Source organism: Vibrio sp. TMPB1044 (assembly GCF_030442075.1).
Lineage (GTDB): Bacteria > Pseudomonadota > Gammaproteobacteria > Enterobacterales > Vibrionaceae > Vibrio > Vibrio satsumensis.
The window spans coordinates 1-19,716 of record NZ_JAUJED010000023.1; the positions used below are offsets into that span (position 1 = coordinate 1).

Below are 19,716 nucleotides of genomic sequence, written 5' to 3' on the forward strand. Positions count from 1 at the left end.
AAGGCGCCTTGGCAGAGTGGCTATGCAGCGGATTGCAAATCCGTGGACCTCGGTTCGACTCCGGGAGGCGCCTCCATCACTTAAAGTTGAAAGGCCAGCAGAAATGCTGGCCTTTTTGCTATCTGAAATTCCATTTCCTAGCATTACTTCCAAATACCGATGTTTGACCTCTGTTCATTAGTGCCTCTAGGAACAAGCCCTTGTCTGATGATTTTCTTTGTCGGTCTTTTCCTTGCGGAAATCTATCATTTACTAAACAACCACCAGCATATTTAAACTAATTGCGCTGTTTGTAAGTGGAATTAGTAGGGAATGGAAAAGGGCGCCTGTCCTTTGGGTCATTAAGTTCTTCATATTTATACATAGTTGCTCATGAACCTGTAATGCTTTCATGAGTTATTACAGTTATTATGACTATAAATGAAAATGATTGTCATTTACTTACGTTGTTGCTAATCTATTATGAAACTTTACAACATCCTCTCTAGTGCAAGAAAGTGTATATAAAACCCCGCTAAACCCCATTAAGTCTGCGGTTATTCGTTTGTTTAGCCTGCTAATTAAGCAGATCTACCTCTTTTGTTCTACCCCTTTAGGGTAGTTTGTTTTCGTAATTGATTTACATCATATTTTCATTTTCTTTCATAATTCATTATTCGCTCAGTTAAGAAATATATAACCTTCAGGAATTCTTATGAGCAAGATGAAGCTAGTCGTAATCGGTAACGGGATGGTCGGCCATCGCTATATCGAAGATTTAGTCGAGAAGACAGATGTTGCAAACATGGACATCACCGTGTTCTGTGAAGAACCACGAGTAGCATATGACCGTGTGCACCTTTCTTCTTACTTTTCACACCACACTGCAGACGAACTTTCTTTAGTTAAAGAAGGCTTCTACGAGAAACACGGCATCAACATGCTGATCGGCGAACGTGCAATCAACGTTAACCGTGAAAAGAAAACAGTTTACTCAAGCATTGGTCGCGAAATTCAATACGACAAACTTGTTCTTGCTACCGGTTCTTTCCCATTCGTACCACCAATCAAAGGTAACGAAGGTAAAGATTGTTTCGTTTACCGCACAATCGAAGATTTGAAAGCGATTGAAGCTACGGCTAAAAACTCTAAGTCTGGTGTGGTTGTTGGTGGTGGTTTACTTGGTCTTGAAGCGGCAGGCGCACTAAAAGCACTTGGCGTGACAACTCACGTTGTTGAGTTTGCTCCTAAGTTAATGGCTGAGCAGCTTGATCAGGCGGGTGGTAACCAACTTCGTCAAAAAATCGAACGTATGGGCGTAAACGTACATACAAGTAAGAACACGCTTGAGATTGCTCCTGAAGGCACTGAAGCTCGTAACGTAATGCGTTTTGCAGACGGTACTGAGCTAGAAACTGATTTCATCGTATTCTCTGCTGGTATTCGCCCACAAGACAAACTTGCTCGTCAAATGGGCCTAGGTATTGCACCTCGCGGTGGTATCGAGATTAACGATCACTGTCAAACGACTGATAAAGATATCTATGCTATCGGTGAGTGTGCGTCTTGGAACCAAACGTTCTACGGCCTAGTGGCTCCTGGCTACAAAATGGCGACGGTAGCGGTTGACCACGTTGTTGGTAACGAAAGCACATTTGAAGGTGCTGACATGTCTGCGAAGCTTAAGCTTCTAGGCGTGAAAGTAGGCTCTATCGGTGATGCGAACGGTCGTACTCCTGGCTGTAAGAGCTACGTTTACCAAAACGAAGAGCAAGAAGTTTACAAGCGTATCATCGTTTCTGAAGACAACAAGAAGCTTCTTGGTGCAGTAATGGTTGGTGATACATCTGACTACGGCGATCTTCTACAGCTTATGCTGAACGAAATCGACCTACCAGAACACCCAGATGCACTGATTCTTCCTGCGCACGCTGGTGCTGAAAAGCCAACACTTGGCGCAGACTCGCTTCCTGAATCTGCGGTTATCTGTTCTTGTTTCGATGTAACGAAAGGCAAGATCGCTCAAGCGGTTGCCGAAGGTCACCACACCATTGGTGATATCAAAGCGGTAACAGGCGCAGGTACTGGTTGTGGTGGTTGTATTCCACTAGTGACTTCAGTACTAAACGCTGAACTTGCTAAAGCTGGTGTTGAAGTGAAGAACGACGTGTGTGAACACTTTGCTTACTCTCGCCAAGAGCTTTTCCACCTGATTCGCATCGAAGAAATCAAAACGTTCGATGAGTTACTAGAGAAATACGGTAAAGGCTACGGCTGTGAAGTATGTAAGCCACTAGCGGGTTCTATCCTTGCTTCTTGCTGGGGTGAACACATCCTTAAGCCTGAACTAGTGAAACTGCACGATACCAACGATAACTTCCTAGGTAACATGCAAAAAGACGGTACTTACTCTGTAATCCCTCGTATGGCGGGTGGTGAAGTAACACCTCAAGCACTAAGCGTTCTTGCTGATGTTGCTGCAGAATACAACCTGTACACCAAGATCACGGGTGCACAACGTATCGGTCTGTTCGGTGCTCAGAAAGATGACTTACCAGCTATTTGGAAGAAGTTAATCGCTGCGGGTTACGAAACGGGTCAAGCTTACGCAAAAGCACTTCGTATGGCTAAGACATGTGTTGGTTCTACTTGGTGTCGTTACGGCGTTCAAGATTCAGTTGGCCTAGGCGTGATGATCGAGAACCGTTACAAAGGCATCCGTACTCCTCATAAGATGAAGTTTGGTGTGTCTGGTTGTACTCGTGAGTGTGCTGAAGCTCAAGGTAAAGATTTAGGTATCATCGCGACTGACGCGGGCTGGAACATGTATGTGTGTGGTAACGGTGGTATGAAACCTCGTCACGCAGACTTGCTTGCAAGCGACTTAGACCAAGAAACGCTGATCAAATACATCGACCGTTTCATGATGTTCTACATCCGCACGGCTGCTCCACTGCAACGTACTTCGGTATGGATGGACAACCTAGAAGGTGGTGTTGATTACCTACGTGAAGTGATTGTAGACAACAAGCTTGGCATCAATGACCAACTTGAAACTGACATTGCTGGCCTAGTGGATAACTTTGCTTGTGAGTGGACAGATACAATCAACGACGAAGCTCAACTTAAACGCTTTGCACACTTCATCAATGCTGATGACCGTGATGAAAACGTTGTGTTTGTTGAAGATGGCCGTGAACAACATCGTCCAGCGACATTCACAGAGAAACACCCTGAAGCGAAGGGCGATATCCTTCACGTTGAACTGGTTTAATTGGGAGACGACATCATGGCATTTACCAAAGTTTGTAAGATCGAAGATATTATCCCAGGTACAGGTGTTTGTGCATTGGTTGGTGGTGAGCAAGTAGCAGTCTTCCGCCCAACTAAGGCTGAAGAAGTATTCGCGATTAGCAACACCGACCCTTACTTCCAGTCTAACGTGTTATCACGTGGTCTGATTGTAGAGCACAAAGAAGAGCTTTGGGTGGCAAGCCCGCTTAAGAAGCAACGCTTTAACCTGACAACAGGTGCGTGCATGGAAGACGAGAACTTCAACGTGAAAGCGTACAAAGCTCGTGTTACCAAAGGTGCTGTAGAAATCTCTGCTTAATCTTTGGATGAGTAAGATTTGATAGTTCAAGGGTTCTAGTTTTCGATATTGCCTTAACTCGGCAACTAGAGCCTTTTCCTATCCAATTTTAACTTTTAAATTTAACTTTTAAGGACAACCTTATGTCTACTGATTTTAAACCGGCAGAATTCGTTCAAACTATGATCGATGTAGGTGAAGCTAAAACTAAAACGAGTACTCGTGATCTTCTGATACGAAGCACTATGGCCGGTATCATCCTTTCTCTTGCGGTTGTTGTTGCTATCACAACTATCGTGCAAACAGGTATCGGTATTGTTGGCGCTCTTGTGTTCCCGGTTGGTTTTGTCATTCTAAGTGTAATGGGCTATGACCTAGTAACGGGTGTATTTGGTCTTGCGCCTTTAGCTAAATTTGACAACCGCCCAGGCATTACTTGGGGCCGTATCCTTCGTTGTTGGGGTATTGTTGGTCTTGGTAACCTTATCGGTTCTTTGATTGTTGCTTTCCTAGTTGCCGTTTCACTAACGGGTAACTTTTCTCTAGAGCCAAACGCTGTTGCGCAAAAGTTTATTGCAGTTTCTACAGGGCGTAGCCTAGGTTTTGAAAACATGGGTATGGACGGATGGATTACATGTTTCGTACGCGGTATTTTCTGTAACCTGATGGTATGTTTAGGTGTGATTGGTAACATGACGGCACGTACTGTCGCTGGCCGTGTAGCAATGATGTGGTTCCCAATCTTCATCTTTTTCGCACTAGTATTTGAGCACACAGTAGTAAACATGTTCCTATTCCCACTGGGTATGATTCTTGGCGCTGATTTCGGTATCGCGACATGGTTGAACTTCAACCTTATCCCAACAATCCTAGGTAACATCGTGGGTGGTTTGTTCCTAACATGTGTTCCTTTGTTCCTAACACACGCTAGAACAGCTCCTTCTCTAGGCGCTAAGTAATTCTTTTGCTCTAGATTAATGAGCAAATGATGAAAAATGATAAGCCCCAAGCAGTTGGTTTGGGGCTTTTTTGATCTCAACAGTCTCTACTTGATCAAGGGCGCACTATCAATGAGCATTGTGAGCTTGTTAATGGTGCAAAAGTCAGCGTGTTCCAGCGTAATAGATTGTTTTGTTATATAAACTTCTATCTTGATTAGAATTAATCGTGAAGTTTTATGGCAACAACTGATAGTCTAAGAAGTAGGGATATTGGTGATTCATACAATGATGAATCGTCATACAGAATTAAGCTTGAAATATAACAAGCTAACTTTCGGAGCAAAGCATGTCAGAAGTATCGCCATCGAATGTTAAAACAGGAAACACAGGATTTGTTTCATTAGTAGGTGCAGGTCCGGGCGACCCAGACTTACTTACGTTAAAAGCGGCACGAGTGATTCAACAAGCAGACGTTTTGGTTTATGACCGCTTGGTATCAAAAGATATCTTGGCGATGGCTAACCCAGAAGCAGAAATGCTGTATGTGGGTAAAAAGCTTGATCATCACTGCGTACCGCAAGATCAGATCAACCAATTATTGGTCACCAAAGCGCAAGAGAATAAGCATGTAGTACGCCTAAAAGGTGGTGACTCGTTTATCTTTGGTCGCGGTGGTGAAGAGTGTGAAACGCTAGCTGAGAATGACGTTAGATTTGAAGTCATCCCAGGCATTACTGCAGCAGCTGGGGCAACTGCTTATGCCGGTGTCCCTCTAACGCACCGTGACCACGCACAAAGCGTCCAGTTCATTACTGGTCACTTAAAGAAAGATGGCGAAGATATCGATTGGCGCTCTCTTGCGCAGCACAACCACACGATAGTGTTTTACATGGGGTTAAAAGAGAGCCCGAATATTCAGAAAAACTTACTTGATAATGGTATGCGATCAGACATGCCTGTAGCGATTATCGAAAACGGTACTCGCCAAGAACAGAAGGTGTATCGAGGTGGATTGAGTGACTTAGCTAACCTTGCGAGTGTCGCGAAAAGCCCGGCTTTGATCGTTGTTGGCAGCGTGGCTCAGCTTCATGAGAAACTGGCGTGGTTCAATAAGTAACCCCTTACCTTTTACCAATTTCGAGTGAGTTAAATACTGCAGCGACTGCCTGGTCGCTGCATTTCTTGCTGGCGCATGGGCATTTCGTCAATTATGTTGGTGATTAAGTTCCAATCTGTCTTACCATTCCATCTGTGCTTCTCTTTTCCGTCTTTACCGATCAATACCGCGGTGTGCGATCCTTTCGGTATGTCATAGCTGTTTGTTACCGCCTCCAGGTTAAACTCTTCCACTAACCAATTTGGGACAGTGTAGCCGCTCTCCGCAATGACCATAATGACAACATCTCTTTCTTCTAACTGACAGTTATTGATTAAAACCTCATTGAGAAACTCTTTAACGATCGAATCTTCGGTTGGTGCGAAATAAATAACACTTCGGTGCGGTAGTGCTTTGGAGTGAGAGTACGCTGGGTAGGCGAGGGCCGAGTTAATCGTCATACACATGATTAAGATCATGCTGATAGTCATTAGTTTAAGCAAACCAGTACCAACGCCAGGTCCGAATGGTTGATCCACAGGCAGCACTGATTGGGTTGACTTGATGCTTAAGCACATTTCGCGTGTTTGTCGGTGTAGCATAACCAGCCTCCCTTTAATAACTTTAAGCCTGATCGTTATTTGAATGTGACTCGGCTGAAGTTCAGTCCTATTGAGCAACGAGTAAAGCCAATAGGCATACAATAAGCATAGTTAGATTTACGCTAAAGAGAGCGGATAGGTTCATTTTTATTGTCTAAAGCGACTCGCATTTTAGAAGTGAATAGAATAGGGTATACGGAAAATCTAAAGGTATGAATTTATGGAAAACATAGCAATTTTGGTCGACGTTCAGAACGTTTACTACACAACACGGGATAAATACCGTTCTAACTTTGACTATAACCAGTTTTGGTATGTTGCCACGGAAGGGCGTAATGTTGTTGCAGCTAATGCTTACGCAATCTCAAGCCAAGACCCAAAGCAGCGTCAATTTCATCATATCCTTCGTGGTGTGGGGTTTAATGTGAAGTTAAAGCCGTTTATTCAGCGTCGAGATGGTAGTGCAAAAGGTGACTGGGATGTGGGTATTGCGTTAGACGCGATAGAGCTTGCAGAGACGGTTGATACGATTGTTTTAGTATCAGGAGATGGTGATTTTGAAATTCTTGTAGAGCGAATCAAAGAGCGTTTTGGTAAGCCTGTTGAAGTGTATGGTGTCCCGGGATTAACCGCTCAAAATCTTATCGATTCTGCGTCAAAATTTGTACCGATCGAAAAAGATTTTCTTCTATAGAGGAAATCAGTCACTTTATAATTGAAATCAATAATAACGATAATTAGAATGCAAACAGTTCTTATTTATCGGTGTGTGCAATGTCTCGCGTTTTAGTTGTTGATGATGATATTCAGTTGTGTGAGTTACTGGGTGAAGTATTGGAAAATGAGGGGTATCACGTTGATACCGTTCATTGTGGTGAATCGGCTTTAGAGTTTATTCAGTCTCACCCTGTTGATTTGGTTTTACTCGATGTAATGCTTCCAAATCTAAGCGGTATTCAAGTAGCAAGACGTATTTGTCAGCGTTTTGCTACTCCCATTCTTATGCTAACCGCTCTTAATGACGATGCCTCAATGCTCGATGGCTATCAAGCTGGAGCCGACCAGTACATCGCTAAACCTTTTAATGTTCCTGAACTCTTAACCCGAATTAAGGTGATCTTGCGCCGAGTTGGGTTCGAGCGTCAGAGGCAATCTTTTGCTTCATCTAATCACGGCTTGTGTGAACAACTCTCCCGTTTACCTCTAACGGGGACTGAAAAGGACCTACTTGATTATCTGATCAAAAATGATGGTATTGTTGTATCCAAGTCTGATCTGCAGATACATGTCCTGAAGAAAGAGTTATGTCCTTTCGACCGTAACTTAGATATGCATATTAGCAATATACGCCGAAAATTGGTTCAGGCTGGCTTGTCGAAACAGCATATAAAAACCGTGCGTGGTAAAGGCTACAGTTACCTAGAGTCTGTCGGAGCATGAGTGCTAAGTTGGTACGCTGCCCGGAGTTCATTGCTAAACGTAAAGACGGGCTCACTTTCCAACTGTTTAGCTATCTCACGGTTATCTTAGTCAGTATCTTGATTCTTCAAGGCGTCGCTGAAAGAGCGTTGATGAAAGCTCTGCTAAAAGTCCCTGAGTCCGTTAAAGCTGAAATGTTGGATCTTGCTTATCAAGCGAATGTGTTGATCGAAGATGGAGACATGGATGAACTCGCGGATTGGGGTAATGCTCAACAGTATTATCTGTTCGTTATCGATGAAGATAATCGACCGATCACGCACCGTAACATGCATCCGCATTTTGAATTCAAATTGAAGTACTTGCGCACCTTAGATCATCAACTGAGTGATCGTGTTAGTAAGCCTATATTCGGCCTGCCTCTGAATAATGGCAACACGCTCGTAATTCAACTACCGCACCAGTTCCATCCGGCTAAATCCTTTGCTCCATACTCCTATATGATCAAAGCTTTGATTGCTCTAGTCGTATTATCGCTGTTCTCAATTATTATGGCGAAGAGCTTGCAACAACCGCTGGATAGATTGAGGGAGGCTAGCCGCAGACTTGCTCAAGGTGACTTTACTGTCAGTGTGGTTTCGGAGTTAAACTCCACGACGCGCGAGTTCAACGAACTCGCGCATGATTTTGATCATATGACATTTGAGATCAAGTCTCTGGCAGAAAAGCAGCGTCGACTGATTCGTGATGTATCACATGAGCTGAGAACACCATTAGCAAGGCAAAACCTCGCATTACACTTACTACGCAATAAGGTGGATGAGAAAAGCTTAGGATTGCTTGAACGGATGGAAAATGAGACAGAAGAGATGAATAAGCTGGTGGGTGAGATACTTGAGTTCAGCCGACTAGAAACGTCTCGCTACGACTCTAAGTTAACGCTAATGCATCTTGAGCACTACTGTTCGATGCTGATTGCCCAAATGCAAAGTGATTTAAAAACCAATCAAACTTTAATCGGAGATTTAGATACTCCGACTTCAATGGTAAATATTGATGAGCGACTGTTGCTAAGGGTTATCGGCAATTTGGTGGGTAACGCCATTAAATACGCTGGTGATAGTGCGCATGTTGTCGTCACTACATATGAACAGGTCATAGACAAACGTTACAGCGTCATATCTGTAGAAGATGACGGAGATGGTATTCCTGATAACAAAATAGCAGGGATTTTCGATCCCTTTACACGAATTGAGTCAGCGCGTGATAAACAGTCTGGTGGTTATGGTCTTGGGCTTGCGATTGTTAAAGAAGCAATGGGTGTGATGAATGGGCACGTTACTGCTGAGAATAGAGAAGGTGGGGGACTCAGGGTCAATCTTATGTTCCCAATCGACGATTAATTTAAGTACTTTTTCTAGAGATAGTTAATACCGAATACGAATTCAAAAAACGATACCCAATAAAAAACGCCACTGCATCTGCAGTGGCGTTTCTGTTTATGCGCTTTTTGTGAGTTAAGGTGTAGCCATTAATTACACCTTAGCTCGAAGGCAAGAGCGTCAGAGAAACTAGATTATGCCTGTTGGCGTGCTAGCTTAACTTCTTCTTCTTTCTCGCCAGCAGCTGGGTCGTTGAAGCGAGACTCATCAAGAGCACCTTCAGACTTCGCCACGATGATAGATACGGCACTATCACCTGTGATGTTTACAGCGGTACGAATCATATCAAGAAGGCGGTCAACACCCATGATTAGAGCGATACCTTCAAGCGGTAAACCAACTTGGTTCAATACCATCGCTAGCATAACAAGACCAACACCAGGAACACCTGCGGTACCTACAGACGCCAGTGTCGCCGTTAGGATAACCATCAGGTAATCGCCCATAGTCAGGTCGATGTTGTAAGCTTGTGCGATAAACGCAGTCGCAACACCTTGCATGATAGCAGTACCATCCATGTTCACAGTCGCACCTAGTGGTACTGTGAAAGACGCTACTTTGTTGTCTACGCCCATACGGTTCTTAGCCGTTTCCATGGTTACTGGAATCGTTGCGTTTGAAGATGCTGTTGAGAATGCAAACATGATGGCATCTTCCATCTTACGTAGGAATGTAATCGGACTAAGACCTGTGAATCCTTTAAGCATTGCGCTGTAAGTAACCAAACCGTGTAACAGTAGGGTACCTGCAAGTACTAAGAAGTATTCTGCTAGGTTCCAAATCGCACCCAAGCCAAGGCCAGAAAACAGTTTCGCCATTAAGAAGAATACGCCGTAAGGAGCAAGGTTCATTAGTAGCGCAACTAGCTTCATGATCACTTCGTTAAGATCAGAGAAAACGGCAGCGATACGTTCACCGGGTTTGCCCGCTGCACTGATTGCTATACCAAACAACACTGCAAATACGATAACTTGTAACGTTTTGCCCTCAGCCATCGCCTGAATAGGGTTGGTTGGGAACATGTCGATGATTACTTGGCCCAAAGAAGGGGCATCTGCTGATTTGAAAGAGCTCGCAGCAGTAAGATCCGCACCAGCTCCAGGTTGGAACAGGTTACCGATAGTGAGTGCTAGAGTGATAGCAACGGCTGTAGTACCGATATAAAGTGCAAGCGTTTTGCCACCCATACGGCCAAGAGTTGATAAGTCTTTAAGAGAACTTGTACCGCACACTAGTGAAACGAAGACTAGTGGCACAACAAGCATTTTTAAACTGGCGACAAAGATTTGCCCGCCTACTTCAAAGAATCCGTTAACGATGTAGTTATTAACAAATCCGCTGTCTGCAAAAAGGGATTGAATGGCAAATCCCGTTAATATACCTACGACCATACCGAGGATTACTCGACCGGTCAAAGACATAGGTTTCTTGGTATTCATTTAGAACACTCCTTATTATTTATAACTTTGATACCTTTTCAAAGTGAGCAGGAGATTAGCAGTCGGTTGTTAAAATCGAAAAACAAAAAATGAGTTTGAAATTATAGATGTGATCAGAATCACTGATATTTGTGTCAATTAAACAAAATTGAACAATATAATTCACCATAATTTTACATCTATCGAGGGTTTTATACATAAAGTTGTCATTTCAAAGGTAGTAAATAAGAAGAGATGAATTTCTTATTGATCTTCGCGTCTTAAATTGACCCGGCCAATAACGCCGTTTCAAAAAAACTGGATAGTGACAACCATTTTTTAGCGTAAATGCTCTCTAAATATCTGTATTGAATTGGTTTTGCTTAATATCATAAAAACAAGTCATCAATACGCCTTTACAAAACTTTACGAATGCAAAGAATGTAAATTTAATGCAAATGGTAATAATTATCACTTATATTCACTCCCGAAATAATTCAGTGGTACCGGAAACGGTTCAACGAACACATCGAATAAATAACAAGGTGTTCGGATAAAGAATAAAAGCGGAGTAAAGGACATGTTTTCAAAGAGCCCATTGGCTTTAGTGATCGGTGCAGTATTAGCTTCACCAGCAGTATTGGCAGAAACAGTAAAAACAGACGAGCATATGGTTGTTGAAGGTCGTGACTACGGTTACAAAGCCGACACGAACACAACAGCAATGCGCATGGAGGCGACTCAATTAGAGACTCCGGGACAAGTTTCAGTAATCGATGAGCAAATCATCGATGAACAGCGTGCAACGACGTTAGGTGACGTTCTTAAGAATGACGCAAGTGTAAGTGCGGGTGGTACAAGCCGTAACCGTGAGCGTTTCTCATTACGTGGTTTTTCGGTAGAAAGCTCTTCGGGCTTCCTTAAAAATGGCCAGCAACATTGGTCACACTACCGTCAACCAATCGAACTTCTAGAACGTGTTGAAGTACTTAAAGGACCTTCTGGTCTTCTTTACGGTATTTCTGCACCTGGTGGTTTGATCAACATGGTCAGTAAGAAACCTACTTACGACACGCAAGTAAGCTTAAGCCAAGACATTGGCTCGAATGATCACTCTCGTACGACTGTTGATGTAAGTGGCGCATTGAACGACGCGGAAACTTTACGTGGTCGCGCAATTGTGTCTAAAGAAAGCTACGGCTCTTGGAGAACATACGGTGACGGTACCGAACCACAGACTGAGCGTTTTGTTGGCGGTGTATTCGTTGATTACGATGTAACTGAAGACGTAATGGTTTCTGTTCACTACGACAAGACCAATGACGAAGGTAGCGTAGATTCTGGTGCACTATACACACTAGATGGCAACCGCGTGGGTAGCGACAAGCACATCTGGGATGCGCAGTGGTCACAGATTGAAAACGATGTTGAGAACGTAGGCTTTGATATTGCTGCTAACCTGACTGACACATGGTCTTTAAAAACAGGTTTCAACTACCAAGATTTCGAACGTATCGATATGGAAAGCTACCCAAGCTTTTCAAACATGAATCCTGACGGTACAGGCACCGTGACTCAAGGCGGCAACTACCGTCACGACAAATGGCGTTTCAGAACAGCTTATGTCGATATAACAACAACCGCTGATCTTGCTGGCACAGAGCACCAACTATTATTCGGCGCTAACTGGTTAGGCTACAGCTATTATCGTGGTATGGATCGCTTCAGCAGCGGTGAATACGCACCAGATGCAACGGTACCAGCACCGTCAGTGGGTCCAACATCGCTAGGTAAGATGAGCACTTACGATACTTGGGGTTTCTACATTCAAGATCTGATTACTATCAATGACGAATGGCAAGTTCTTGCGGGCGCTCGTTTCGACCGTAAAGTAAGTGATGGCGTTGCAGAAGAAAACGTAGCACCTAAGCTTGGCGTGATTTACCACCCAGCATCAAACGGTAGCATTTACGCTTCTTACTCTGAAAGCTTTGAACCACAAGGCGTTGTCTCTAGCGGTAGCCGCAATTACACGAACGATGGTGAACTTCTTGATGCCGCGACGGGTGTTTCTTATGAAGTCGGTACTAAGTGGGAACTGATGGACGAACGTCTATTCGTTTCTGGTGCGGTATTTGATATTACCCAAGAAAACATCTCAATGGATGTAGAAGACACTTCATCAGGCGATTGGACGAAGACACAAGGTGGCGAACAAGTTCACCGTGGTGCTGAGTTAGCCGCGCAAGGTTTTATCTCTGAAAAATTCTCTATGTCTGGCTCAGCAATGTACTTAGATGCAGAAATCACGAACCATGAAACGTATGAAGGTAACCGTCCAGTTGACGTACCTGAGTTTGCAGCAAGCGTTTGGTCTACTTACGCAGCGACAAACGAAGTTGATGTTAACCTAGGCCTTATCTACGAGGGTTCTCGTTACGGTGATAGTGCGAACACGTTCAAGAAAGATGGCTATGCTCGTGTCGATATGGGTGCAGCATACACGCTTAAGTACGACGACTCTCTAGACTTCGTTGCTCGTCTAACAGTAGAGAACGTATTTGACAAAGAATACCTAGCGGGTGGTGGTTCAACTTCTTCAAAACACCAATTTGCAGAAGACGTAGTAATCGGCGAAGGCCGCAACTACATGGCGACTTTACAGGTAAAATACTAATTTGTTAGTAGGGTACTATTGTTAGCTTAAATATAGAGGGGAAGGTTTCGACTTTCCCCTTTCGTGATTCTGCTATTTCTTAAAATATCCCTAGCTATGTGAGTGGGTTTTAATGATAATGAGACCGCTTATCAATAAAACTCATTTGACCTTCTTCTTATAGTAAATGACTACAATTATGAATCTTTTAAAAACTAGCCTAGCGCTTGCCATCAGTTTGGCCGCAACGTCTTCTATGGCAAATAGCTTAGAACAAGCTCAATCAATTCAAAATAAAACCAATAACGCGTCGGCTTCGAGCCAAAAGGTTATTGATAAAAGCTCACAAGCAACTTTAATGCTGCAAGCTGAGATTGAGCGCCTGCAAGAAGAAGTCAAAAACCTAGAAATCTATCACGATCACCTTGCCGCCTTGGTTTACAGCCAAAATCAAGAAGCTCAAAGCATTGAAGGGCAGATCGACGAAATCAAATACACACGTCAAGGTGTTGTGCCTTTGATGTACCAGATGATTGATGGCCTTCAACAGTTAGTTGAGCAAGATGTGCCAATCAAGAAAGAACAGCGTCTAGAAAGAGTAGAAAAGCTGCAAGCAATGATGACTCGTGCTGATGTGAGTGATGCTGAGAAATACCGCCGTATTCTAGAGGCATACCAAATTGAGATGGACTACGGAATCAAGCTAGGTGCTTATCAAGGTCGAGTAGTATTGAGCAGCGACAGAACGATTGAAGCTGACGTGTTGCACCTAGGTCGTATCTCTTTAGTTGCTCGCAACCTAAATGGCAGCCAATATTGGTCTTGGGATCAAACAAAAGGTCAATGGCAAGAGTTAGATTCTTCAATGAAGTCTGAACTAGATAAAGCGTACGATATTGCTAGCCAACAAGCGGCGCCAAGCCTAATTACTTTACCTGTTTCTTTAACTGTTGCGGAGGTTAAGTAATGAACTTAAAACCATTAGCAGCATTGCTTTGCATTACGTCCTTTTCATTTTCTGCTTTCTCTGCATCAGACACGACAGCTCAGCTTGTTAATAAAGCAAAATCAGAAAGCCGAACTCAAGCTTCTCACAACGTGGTGCGTGAAGCTGATTTCAAAAAGACAGAACAAGAACTGAAAGCGATCAAAGCGCAGCTTGAAGCGAAACGTACCTCTATCCAAGGTGCGACAGATGTTCTGACTCAAACCTTCAGTGATAACGAAAACAAGCTTGCTCGCTTAGAAGAGAAGCTGCGTTTAGAAACCGGTAGCTTAGGCGAGCTGTTCGGTGTCGTTCGTCAAAACGCAAAAGAACTCGGCGCAGAACTTAGCTCAACCGTGAACAGTGTTGATCGCGCTGAACACACTGCAACTGTTGATCAAATCATTGATGCTAAATCACTGCCTTCAATGCCACAGCTGACCGGTTTGTGGATGAGTATGGTTGAACAGATCCAAGCGAGCTCTGAGCTTAGCAAATCTCAAATTGCATTCATCAATGGTGAAGGCAATACACAAACTGTCGACGCTTATCGCTTAGGTTCAATCGGTTTAGTAACAGACCAAGGCTATGTTAGCTGGAACACTCAGCGTGAAGATGCGATTGCGTATCTGAAACAACCATCGAATGGTCCAACTTTAGCATCGCTATCTACATTAGCTAATGGCGACGTGTCTAACGTGGTTGTCGATCCTTCTCGTGGGTTCATGCTAGAGCAACTAGCGCTAACACCAAGCCTCACAGATCGCCTTCAAGCGGGTGGTGTTGTTGGTAAAGTGATTCTTGGCTTGCTTGCAATTGGCTTAATCATCGCATTGGTTCGTGGTATTTCTTTAGCTATCGCTCGTCAGAAAATTCGCGCACAACTGAAGAACCCTGAACAAGCGGGCGACAATCCTCTTGGTCGCGTTCTTGCAGTTTACAACAAAGAGCAAAACCAAACGGTAGAAGCGTTAGAGTTGCGACTTTTAGAAGCGGTTGTTGATGAGCAGACTCATTTAGAGAAAGGCCTATCAATGCTTAAACTATTGGCAGCACTAGCACCAATGTTGGGCCTTCTAGGTACAGTAACGGGTATGATCGAAACATTTCAAGTGATCACACAGTTTGGTAATGGCGACCCTAAAGTGATGGCGGGTGGTATTTCGATGGCACTTGTAACAACCGTACTTGGTCTTGTTGCTGCAATGCCCCTTCTATTAGCGCATAACATTCTTAGCACTCAGGCTGAAAACATTCGCAATATTCTTGAGAAACAAGGTATTGGCCTCGTTGCTGAGCAGGCAGAAAAGACGGATGAATCAAAAGTTGTCGTTTCACCAGTTGGGACTGCTGCGTAATGGATATTCTGTCGGGTTCTCTATTACCAGCGAGTTGGTTAACGAGTGACTGGCTGCTGTCTTTATCAAGCTTTATGGAGCAGGGCGGTTTCGTCCTGTGGTGGCTAGCAGCTGTTGTCCTAGTTTACTGGGTGCTTGTAGTAGAACGTATGCTTTATCTTGCGTTCTACTTTCCAAAGCAGCGCCAAGCTTGGATTACTAAGTGGCATGAAAGAGAAGATCACTCTTCTTGGCATGCTAAGGCCATTCGTGAAGGTTGGTTAGGGCAAGCGAGTATCTTACTTAACCAAAACTTGAACTTTATTAAGCTGTTAGTCGCTATTTGTCCGATGTTGGGTTTGCTAGGTACCGTTACCGGTATGATCTCTGTTTTTGATGTCATGGCGACACAAGGTAGCAGTGACCCTAAATTGATGGCTTCAGGTATCTCGTTGGCAACACTGCCAACCATGGCGGGTATGGTTGCTGCATTAGCGGGCATGTTTGTTCACGCTCGTTTGGCGAAAGTGTGTAACCGCTTAGAATTGAAATTAGAAAAATCTTTAAGGAGTCAACGATGAGACTCGGTCGACGTCATTCAAAAAACGAAGAGGCTCAAATAGACCTTACTTCGATGCTTGATATTGTATTTATCATGCTTATTTTCTTTATTGTGACCAGTTCATTTGTTCGTGAATCAGGGGTTGAAGTCAATCGCCCACAAGCGTCTAACGTAGTAAGCCAAAAGGATGCGGGCATTTTTGTTGCGATTACTTCTGCGAATGACATCTTCATCGATAAACGTGTTGTTGATGTTGAACGTGTCCAAGCAACGTTAGAACACTTGTTGCTAGAACAACCTGATGCTTCTTTGGTTATTCAAGCGGATGAGCACGCTTACAACGGTACGGTTGTTAAAGTGATGGACGCCGCGAAAGGTGCGGGTGTTAAAAACATTGCGCTTGCTGCTGAAAAGCGATGATCTTGGAGGATCTTCATAAATGATTCGCCTATTTCTTGCTTTACCGCTAGCGGGCGCATTGGGCTTAGCTCTGTTTTCTTTTATGGCTTGGATGGTCGATAATGGCCACCAACGTTCACCAGACAACAGTGAGACGTTAAGTTTCAACATGGTGATGGTGGAACAAGAACAAGAAGTCCAAAGAAGGCAACGTGCAGTCCCTGAAAAACCAGAAATGCCAGAGCCGCCACCGGAAGCGCAAACATCTCAGTCACAAGCTGAAGTTACACCTCTGAATTCGATGTCTTCACTGCCGTCATTGGATTTGAATACATCCATTGATGGCTTGGCAATTAACGCTCCGACATTTTCTGATTTTGGGTCAAACCAACAGGCAATGCCTCTGTATCGAGTAGAACCTCGTTACCCAGCGAAAGCGCTTAAGCGTGGAGCTGAAGGCCATGTGATTATGTCTTTTACCATCGATGAAACGGGGCGCCCAATTGATATTCAAGTCACTGACGCAAACCCACGTCGTATGTTTGAACGTGAAGCGATGAGAGCACTTAAAAAATGGAAATATCAACCGAAAGTCGTCGATGGAAAAGCGATAGCTCAGGTTGGTCAAACCGTGAAACTAGAGTTTAAGTTGGCAAAATGATGAAACAGATATGGATATTATTGGGCTTGTTGTTAATGCCCCTTACAACACAGGCACAAGAGCTAACCCAATATACTGCTATTCGTGTTCAAAAGGCGCATAAGCTTGCTCAAGATGAACAGGTTAAACAGGCCATTGACGTACTTGCAGGTTTAGAGCTTTCTAAGGGCTACGACAAAGCGTACGTAGCTCGTATGCTGGGTGTGTTTTACTGGCAAGATGGCAAAACGGATAAGGCAATTAAGCAGCTTACTTATGCCGTAGACACTAATTTGCTGGTGGATGAACAAGCTTGGATAACGAAGCGTATGCTTGCGGATCTGTTATTAAACGATCAGCAGTTCAAAAACGCGCTTCCACATTACTACGAGTTAGTAAAAACAGCACCAGAGGCAGAAAAGAAAGAAGTGCTTTGGATGCGAATTGCACAAGCGGAATACCAAATCGAAAACTGGTCAAAAGTACTAGTAGCGATTGGTAATCGTGATAAGTTCAATGCAAAATCAGAACTGTCGCCTCTGTCTCTAAAACTGGGTGCGCAACTACAGTTAAAGCAGTGGAAGCAATCTATTCCAACACTGGAAAGCCTGATTGAACTTCAGCCAGAAAAAGACAACTGGTGGCGTCAACTTGTGGGCATTCAGTTAAGACTAGAACGTAACCGCGATGCATTGAACACGTTAGCGTTGGCGGATCTACAAGGTGTTGAGTTGAAAAATTCAGACCGCAGATTACTGGCTCAGCTTTATGCTAAACGAGGCATTCCAGAGCGCGCTGCACAAGAGATCGCTAAGTTAGATGATGCGAACAGCGATGTTCAACTTCTGGCGGAGCAGGCGACCTACTGGCAGTTAGCTAAAGAGTGGGATAGTGCCATTGAAGTGTGGACGTTAGCGTCTAAAAAAGACGCGCAGTATCATTGGAATGTAGCTCAGTTATTGGTTCAGCAAGGTTACTACGACCGAGCGTTGGTTGTTTTAGACAAAGTGAAAGACAAAAACAAGCAAGCCGATGTTGCTTTAGCGAAAGTACGTTCATGGTACAAGCTAAAGAATCTTGATAATGCTCTTGCTCAAGCGAAACGTGCGAACAACATTGAGCCTTCTTCTGAAGCAAAAGGTTGGATTAAATATCTGACTCAGCTAAGAACAGTGAGTGATAACGGCAACGTTTAACTGCTAATAGCACAACAGAAGACAAGAGAAAGTAACAAAGAGAAAGTAACAAAGAGAAAAGGGTGTCATTTGATGGTTCAAATGACACCCTTTTTAATTTTTGGCGATTAAAGCTGTTTGATCTTTATCGTTCCAGTGCGTCAATTAAGGCTCGCACATCGTGCCGCTGGACGTCGCACTCTGAATTACGCCACTGGTATCAGCGACCCAATTAATGGTGCAGTCACGATAAGGATTTTTGAATGCGTGTACTGTATAACCATTGTCTAACGGCTTCTTCGTCTCAATCCAAGCATAGTTGCGAGACGCCCAAAAACTGATAGGGCGTGAGCGTTCGGTGAGATAACGTTCTTGTACATCGGTTATGTCTGAACCGATGTATTGTTGAATATGTTCTTCCGTGCTGGCTACTTGACTGGTACACGCCGTTGCTAGCGCAGCAAAAGCCAAAACAATAATACGCATTTCAAATCCTTTTAAGCTTAATTAGCTATCTCAAACCAGTGGTCAAATAGTCCCAACTTTCTATCCTTAAAGCCACAACTGTTACCTTAAACCCATCTCAGTCAAGGATGTTGAGATTGAGGTTTTTTGAGCTTTGACCCTGTTATCGATTACCTCTAATAGAACGAATCAAATCCCTCTAGTACACGTTAGCAAGAATATGCATACAGTTCGATTACTTCCGATGTAATGTTATGTAAATTTCCTTACGCCGCTCGGCAAACGTAAACAATGTAAATTGAATGCCAATACGAATGATTATCAACTAAATTGTCGCCATAAAATTTATAGGTATTGGTTTGTATGTCGTTAAAAAGTAGGGCGGTTCAGTCATGGGCTCGTCGACTTCATGTTTATATTTCTATGGCACTTCTGTTCGTGGTTCTTTTTTTCTCAGTGACAGGTATCACCCTGAACCGACCTGAGTTATTTGAATCAAGCCAACCCAATATTCAACGCTCTACGCTAACGCTTCCTACGAGTTTATTTACAATCCAAGACGGCCGTTTAAAAGCTGACGAGACAGCATTTGAAACGTTTCTGTTTGAAGAAGCTAACCTCTCCGGCGTTCCTTCAGGTTTGGACATCTACGCAGAGATTGAAGACGGTGAGTTGCTGATCGGTGAAGTGTCTATGGACTTCAAAGGACCAGGCTACAACGCTTCCGTGTTTGTTGACGTTGCGTCTGAATTTGTAGAAGTCGAAACCACTAATTACGGCGTTATCGCATTGTTGAACGATCTACACAAAGGTCGTAACAGCGGAGAAGTATGGAAATGGTTTATCGATATCACCGCGCTACTGATGATCTTCTTTGTGCTGACTGGCGTGTGCTTACTGCTACCTAAGAAAAAGACACTCAATACCTCCATCAAGTGGACGGTGTTTGGGTCTGCAATCTCACTTGTTATCTATTTTGTCGCCGTGCCTTAACCATTATTTGACTTG

At 43.7% G+C, this 19,716-nt stretch carries 18 protein-coding genes and 1 tRNA gene; 16 read left to right on the forward strand and 3 right to left on the reverse strand.

Features of this window, described 5'->3' with window-relative positions; translation table 11 throughout:
• The first annotated feature begins 2 nt into the window (after positions 1 to 2).
• From QQ041_RS16000 to cobA, 5 genes are all read left to right on the forward strand, one after another.
• Positions 3 to 76: transfer RNA gene (locus tag QQ041_RS16000), tRNA-Cys, on the forward strand.
• A 618-nt stretch (positions 77 to 694) separates the two neighbouring features.
• Positions 695 to 3,253 (forward strand): nitrite reductase large subunit NirB, encoded by a 2,559-nt coding sequence (gene nirB, locus QQ041_RS16005; protein ID WP_285954456.1) that lies wholly within the window; start codon positions 695 to 697, stop codon positions 3,251 to 3,253.
• Positions 3,254 to 3,268: 15 nt separating this feature from the next.
• Positions 3,269 to 3,592 carry a nitrite reductase small subunit NirD gene (gene nirD, locus QQ041_RS16010; protein WP_017066844.1) on the forward strand — a complete coding sequence of 108 codons (324 nt, stop codon included), beginning with the start codon at positions 3,269 to 3,271 and terminating at the stop codon, positions 3,590 to 3,592.
• Positions 3,593 to 3,714: 122 nt separating this feature from the next.
• A complete protein-coding gene (locus tag QQ041_RS16015; RefSeq protein ID WP_061016882.1) occupies positions 3,715 to 4,530 on the forward strand; it encodes a formate/nitrite transporter family protein in 816 nt (271 codons plus the stop codon).
• Between the two features lie 328 nt (positions 4,531 to 4,858).
• Positions 4,859 to 5,629, forward strand: a complete 771-nt coding sequence (cobA, locus tag QQ041_RS16020) for a uroporphyrinogen-III C-methyltransferase (protein ID WP_285954457.1) — start codon at positions 4,859 to 4,861, stop codon at positions 5,627 to 5,629.
• Positions 5,630 to 5,658: 29 nt separating this feature from the next.
• Here cobA and QQ041_RS16025 read toward each other — a convergent pair whose 3' ends face one another.
• Positions 5,659 to 6,210: a DUF4174 domain-containing protein gene (locus tag QQ041_RS16025; protein ID WP_285954458.1), complete on the reverse strand. Its 552-nt coding sequence runs from the start codon at positions 6,208 to 6,210 to the stop codon at positions 5,659 to 5,661.
• 220 nt (positions 6,211 to 6,430) lie between these two features.
• Between QQ041_RS16025 and QQ041_RS16030 the strand changes: the two genes are divergently transcribed.
• The 3 genes from QQ041_RS16030 (at position 6,431) to QQ041_RS16040 (ending at position 9,032) form a co-directional block, all read left to right on the forward strand.
• Positions 6,431 to 6,904 carry an NYN domain-containing protein gene (locus QQ041_RS16030; RefSeq protein WP_004731130.1) on the forward strand — a complete coding sequence of 158 codons (474 nt, stop codon included), beginning with the start codon at positions 6,431 to 6,433 and terminating at the stop codon, positions 6,902 to 6,904.
• A gap of 80 nt (positions 6,905 to 6,984) precedes the next feature.
• Positions 6,985 to 7,650, forward strand: coding sequence for a response regulator transcription factor (locus QQ041_RS16035; RefSeq protein ID WP_060981260.1), 666 nt, complete (start codon positions 6,985 to 6,987; stop codon positions 7,648 to 7,650).
• Positions 7,647 to 9,032, forward strand: coding sequence for a sensor histidine kinase (locus tag QQ041_RS16040; RefSeq protein WP_285954459.1), 1,386 nt, complete (start codon positions 7,647 to 7,649; stop codon positions 9,030 to 9,032). Before QQ041_RS16035 ends, QQ041_RS16040 begins: the two co-directional genes overlap by 4 nt.
• 173 nt (positions 9,033 to 9,205) lie before the next feature.
• Here the strand turns inward: QQ041_RS16040 and QQ041_RS16045 are convergent, their stop codons facing one another.
• Positions 9,206 to 10,510 carry a dicarboxylate/amino acid:cation symporter gene (locus tag QQ041_RS16045; RefSeq protein ID WP_146490407.1) on the reverse strand — a complete coding sequence of 435 codons (1,305 nt, stop codon included), beginning with the start codon at positions 10,508 to 10,510 and terminating at the stop codon, positions 9,206 to 9,208.
• Between the two features lie 559 nt (positions 10,511 to 11,069).
• On the opposite strand from QQ041_RS16045, the gene QQ041_RS16050 reads away from it, so the two are divergent.
• From QQ041_RS16050 to QQ041_RS16080, 7 genes are all read left to right on the forward strand, one after another.
• Entirely contained in the window at positions 11,070 to 13,166 is a 2,097-nt protein-coding gene (locus QQ041_RS16050) for a TonB-dependent siderophore receptor (protein ID WP_285954460.1), read from the forward strand.
• 178 nt (positions 13,167 to 13,344) lie between these two features.
• The gene (locus tag QQ041_RS16055; protein WP_146490409.1) at positions 13,345 to 14,112 is read left to right on the forward strand and encodes a DUF3450 domain-containing protein; all 768 of its coding nucleotides are present in this window, start codon (positions 13,345 to 13,347) and stop codon (positions 14,110 to 14,112) included.
• Complete coding sequence (locus tag QQ041_RS16060; RefSeq protein WP_285954461.1) at positions 14,112 to 15,488, forward strand: MotA/TolQ/ExbB proton channel family protein; 1,377 nt, start codon at positions 14,112 to 14,114, stop codon at positions 15,486 to 15,488. Before QQ041_RS16055 ends, QQ041_RS16060 begins: the two co-directional genes overlap by 1 nt.
• A complete protein-coding gene (locus tag QQ041_RS16065; RefSeq protein WP_146490411.1) occupies positions 15,488 to 16,048 on the forward strand; it encodes a MotA/TolQ/ExbB proton channel family protein in 561 nt (186 codons plus the stop codon). The genes QQ041_RS16060 and QQ041_RS16065 overlap by 1 nt, the downstream gene beginning before the upstream one ends.
• Positions 16,045 to 16,449 (forward strand): biopolymer transporter ExbD, encoded by a 405-nt coding sequence (locus QQ041_RS16070; RefSeq protein WP_004731145.1) that lies wholly within the window; start codon positions 16,045 to 16,047, stop codon positions 16,447 to 16,449. The genes QQ041_RS16065 and QQ041_RS16070 overlap by 4 nt, the downstream gene beginning before the upstream one ends.
• A gap of 19 nt (positions 16,450 to 16,468) precedes the next feature.
• The gene (locus QQ041_RS16075; protein ID WP_048612627.1) at positions 16,469 to 17,089 is read left to right on the forward strand and encodes an energy transducer TonB; all 621 of its coding nucleotides are present in this window, start codon (positions 16,469 to 16,471) and stop codon (positions 17,087 to 17,089) included.
• Positions 17,086 to 18,264 (forward strand): lipopolysaccharide assembly protein LapB, encoded by a 1,179-nt coding sequence (locus QQ041_RS16080; RefSeq protein WP_285954462.1) that lies wholly within the window; start codon positions 17,086 to 17,088, stop codon positions 18,262 to 18,264. Before QQ041_RS16075 ends, QQ041_RS16080 begins: the two co-directional genes overlap by 4 nt.
• 144 nt (positions 18,265 to 18,408) lie before the next feature.
• Here the strand turns inward: QQ041_RS16080 and QQ041_RS16085 are convergent, their stop codons facing one another.
• Positions 18,409 to 18,729 carry a hypothetical protein gene (locus QQ041_RS16085; protein ID WP_285954463.1) on the reverse strand — a complete coding sequence of 107 codons (321 nt, stop codon included), beginning with the start codon at positions 18,727 to 18,729 and terminating at the stop codon, positions 18,409 to 18,411.
• A 342-nt stretch (positions 18,730 to 19,071) separates the two neighbouring features.
• Here QQ041_RS16085 and QQ041_RS16090 point away from each other — a divergent pair, with 342 nt between their 5' ends.
• Positions 19,072 to 19,701 carry a PepSY-associated TM helix domain-containing protein gene (locus tag QQ041_RS16090; RefSeq protein ID WP_285954464.1) on the forward strand — a complete coding sequence of 210 codons (630 nt, stop codon included), beginning with the start codon at positions 19,072 to 19,074 and terminating at the stop codon, positions 19,699 to 19,701.
• The last annotated feature ends 15 nt before the right edge of the window (positions 19,702 to 19,716 follow it).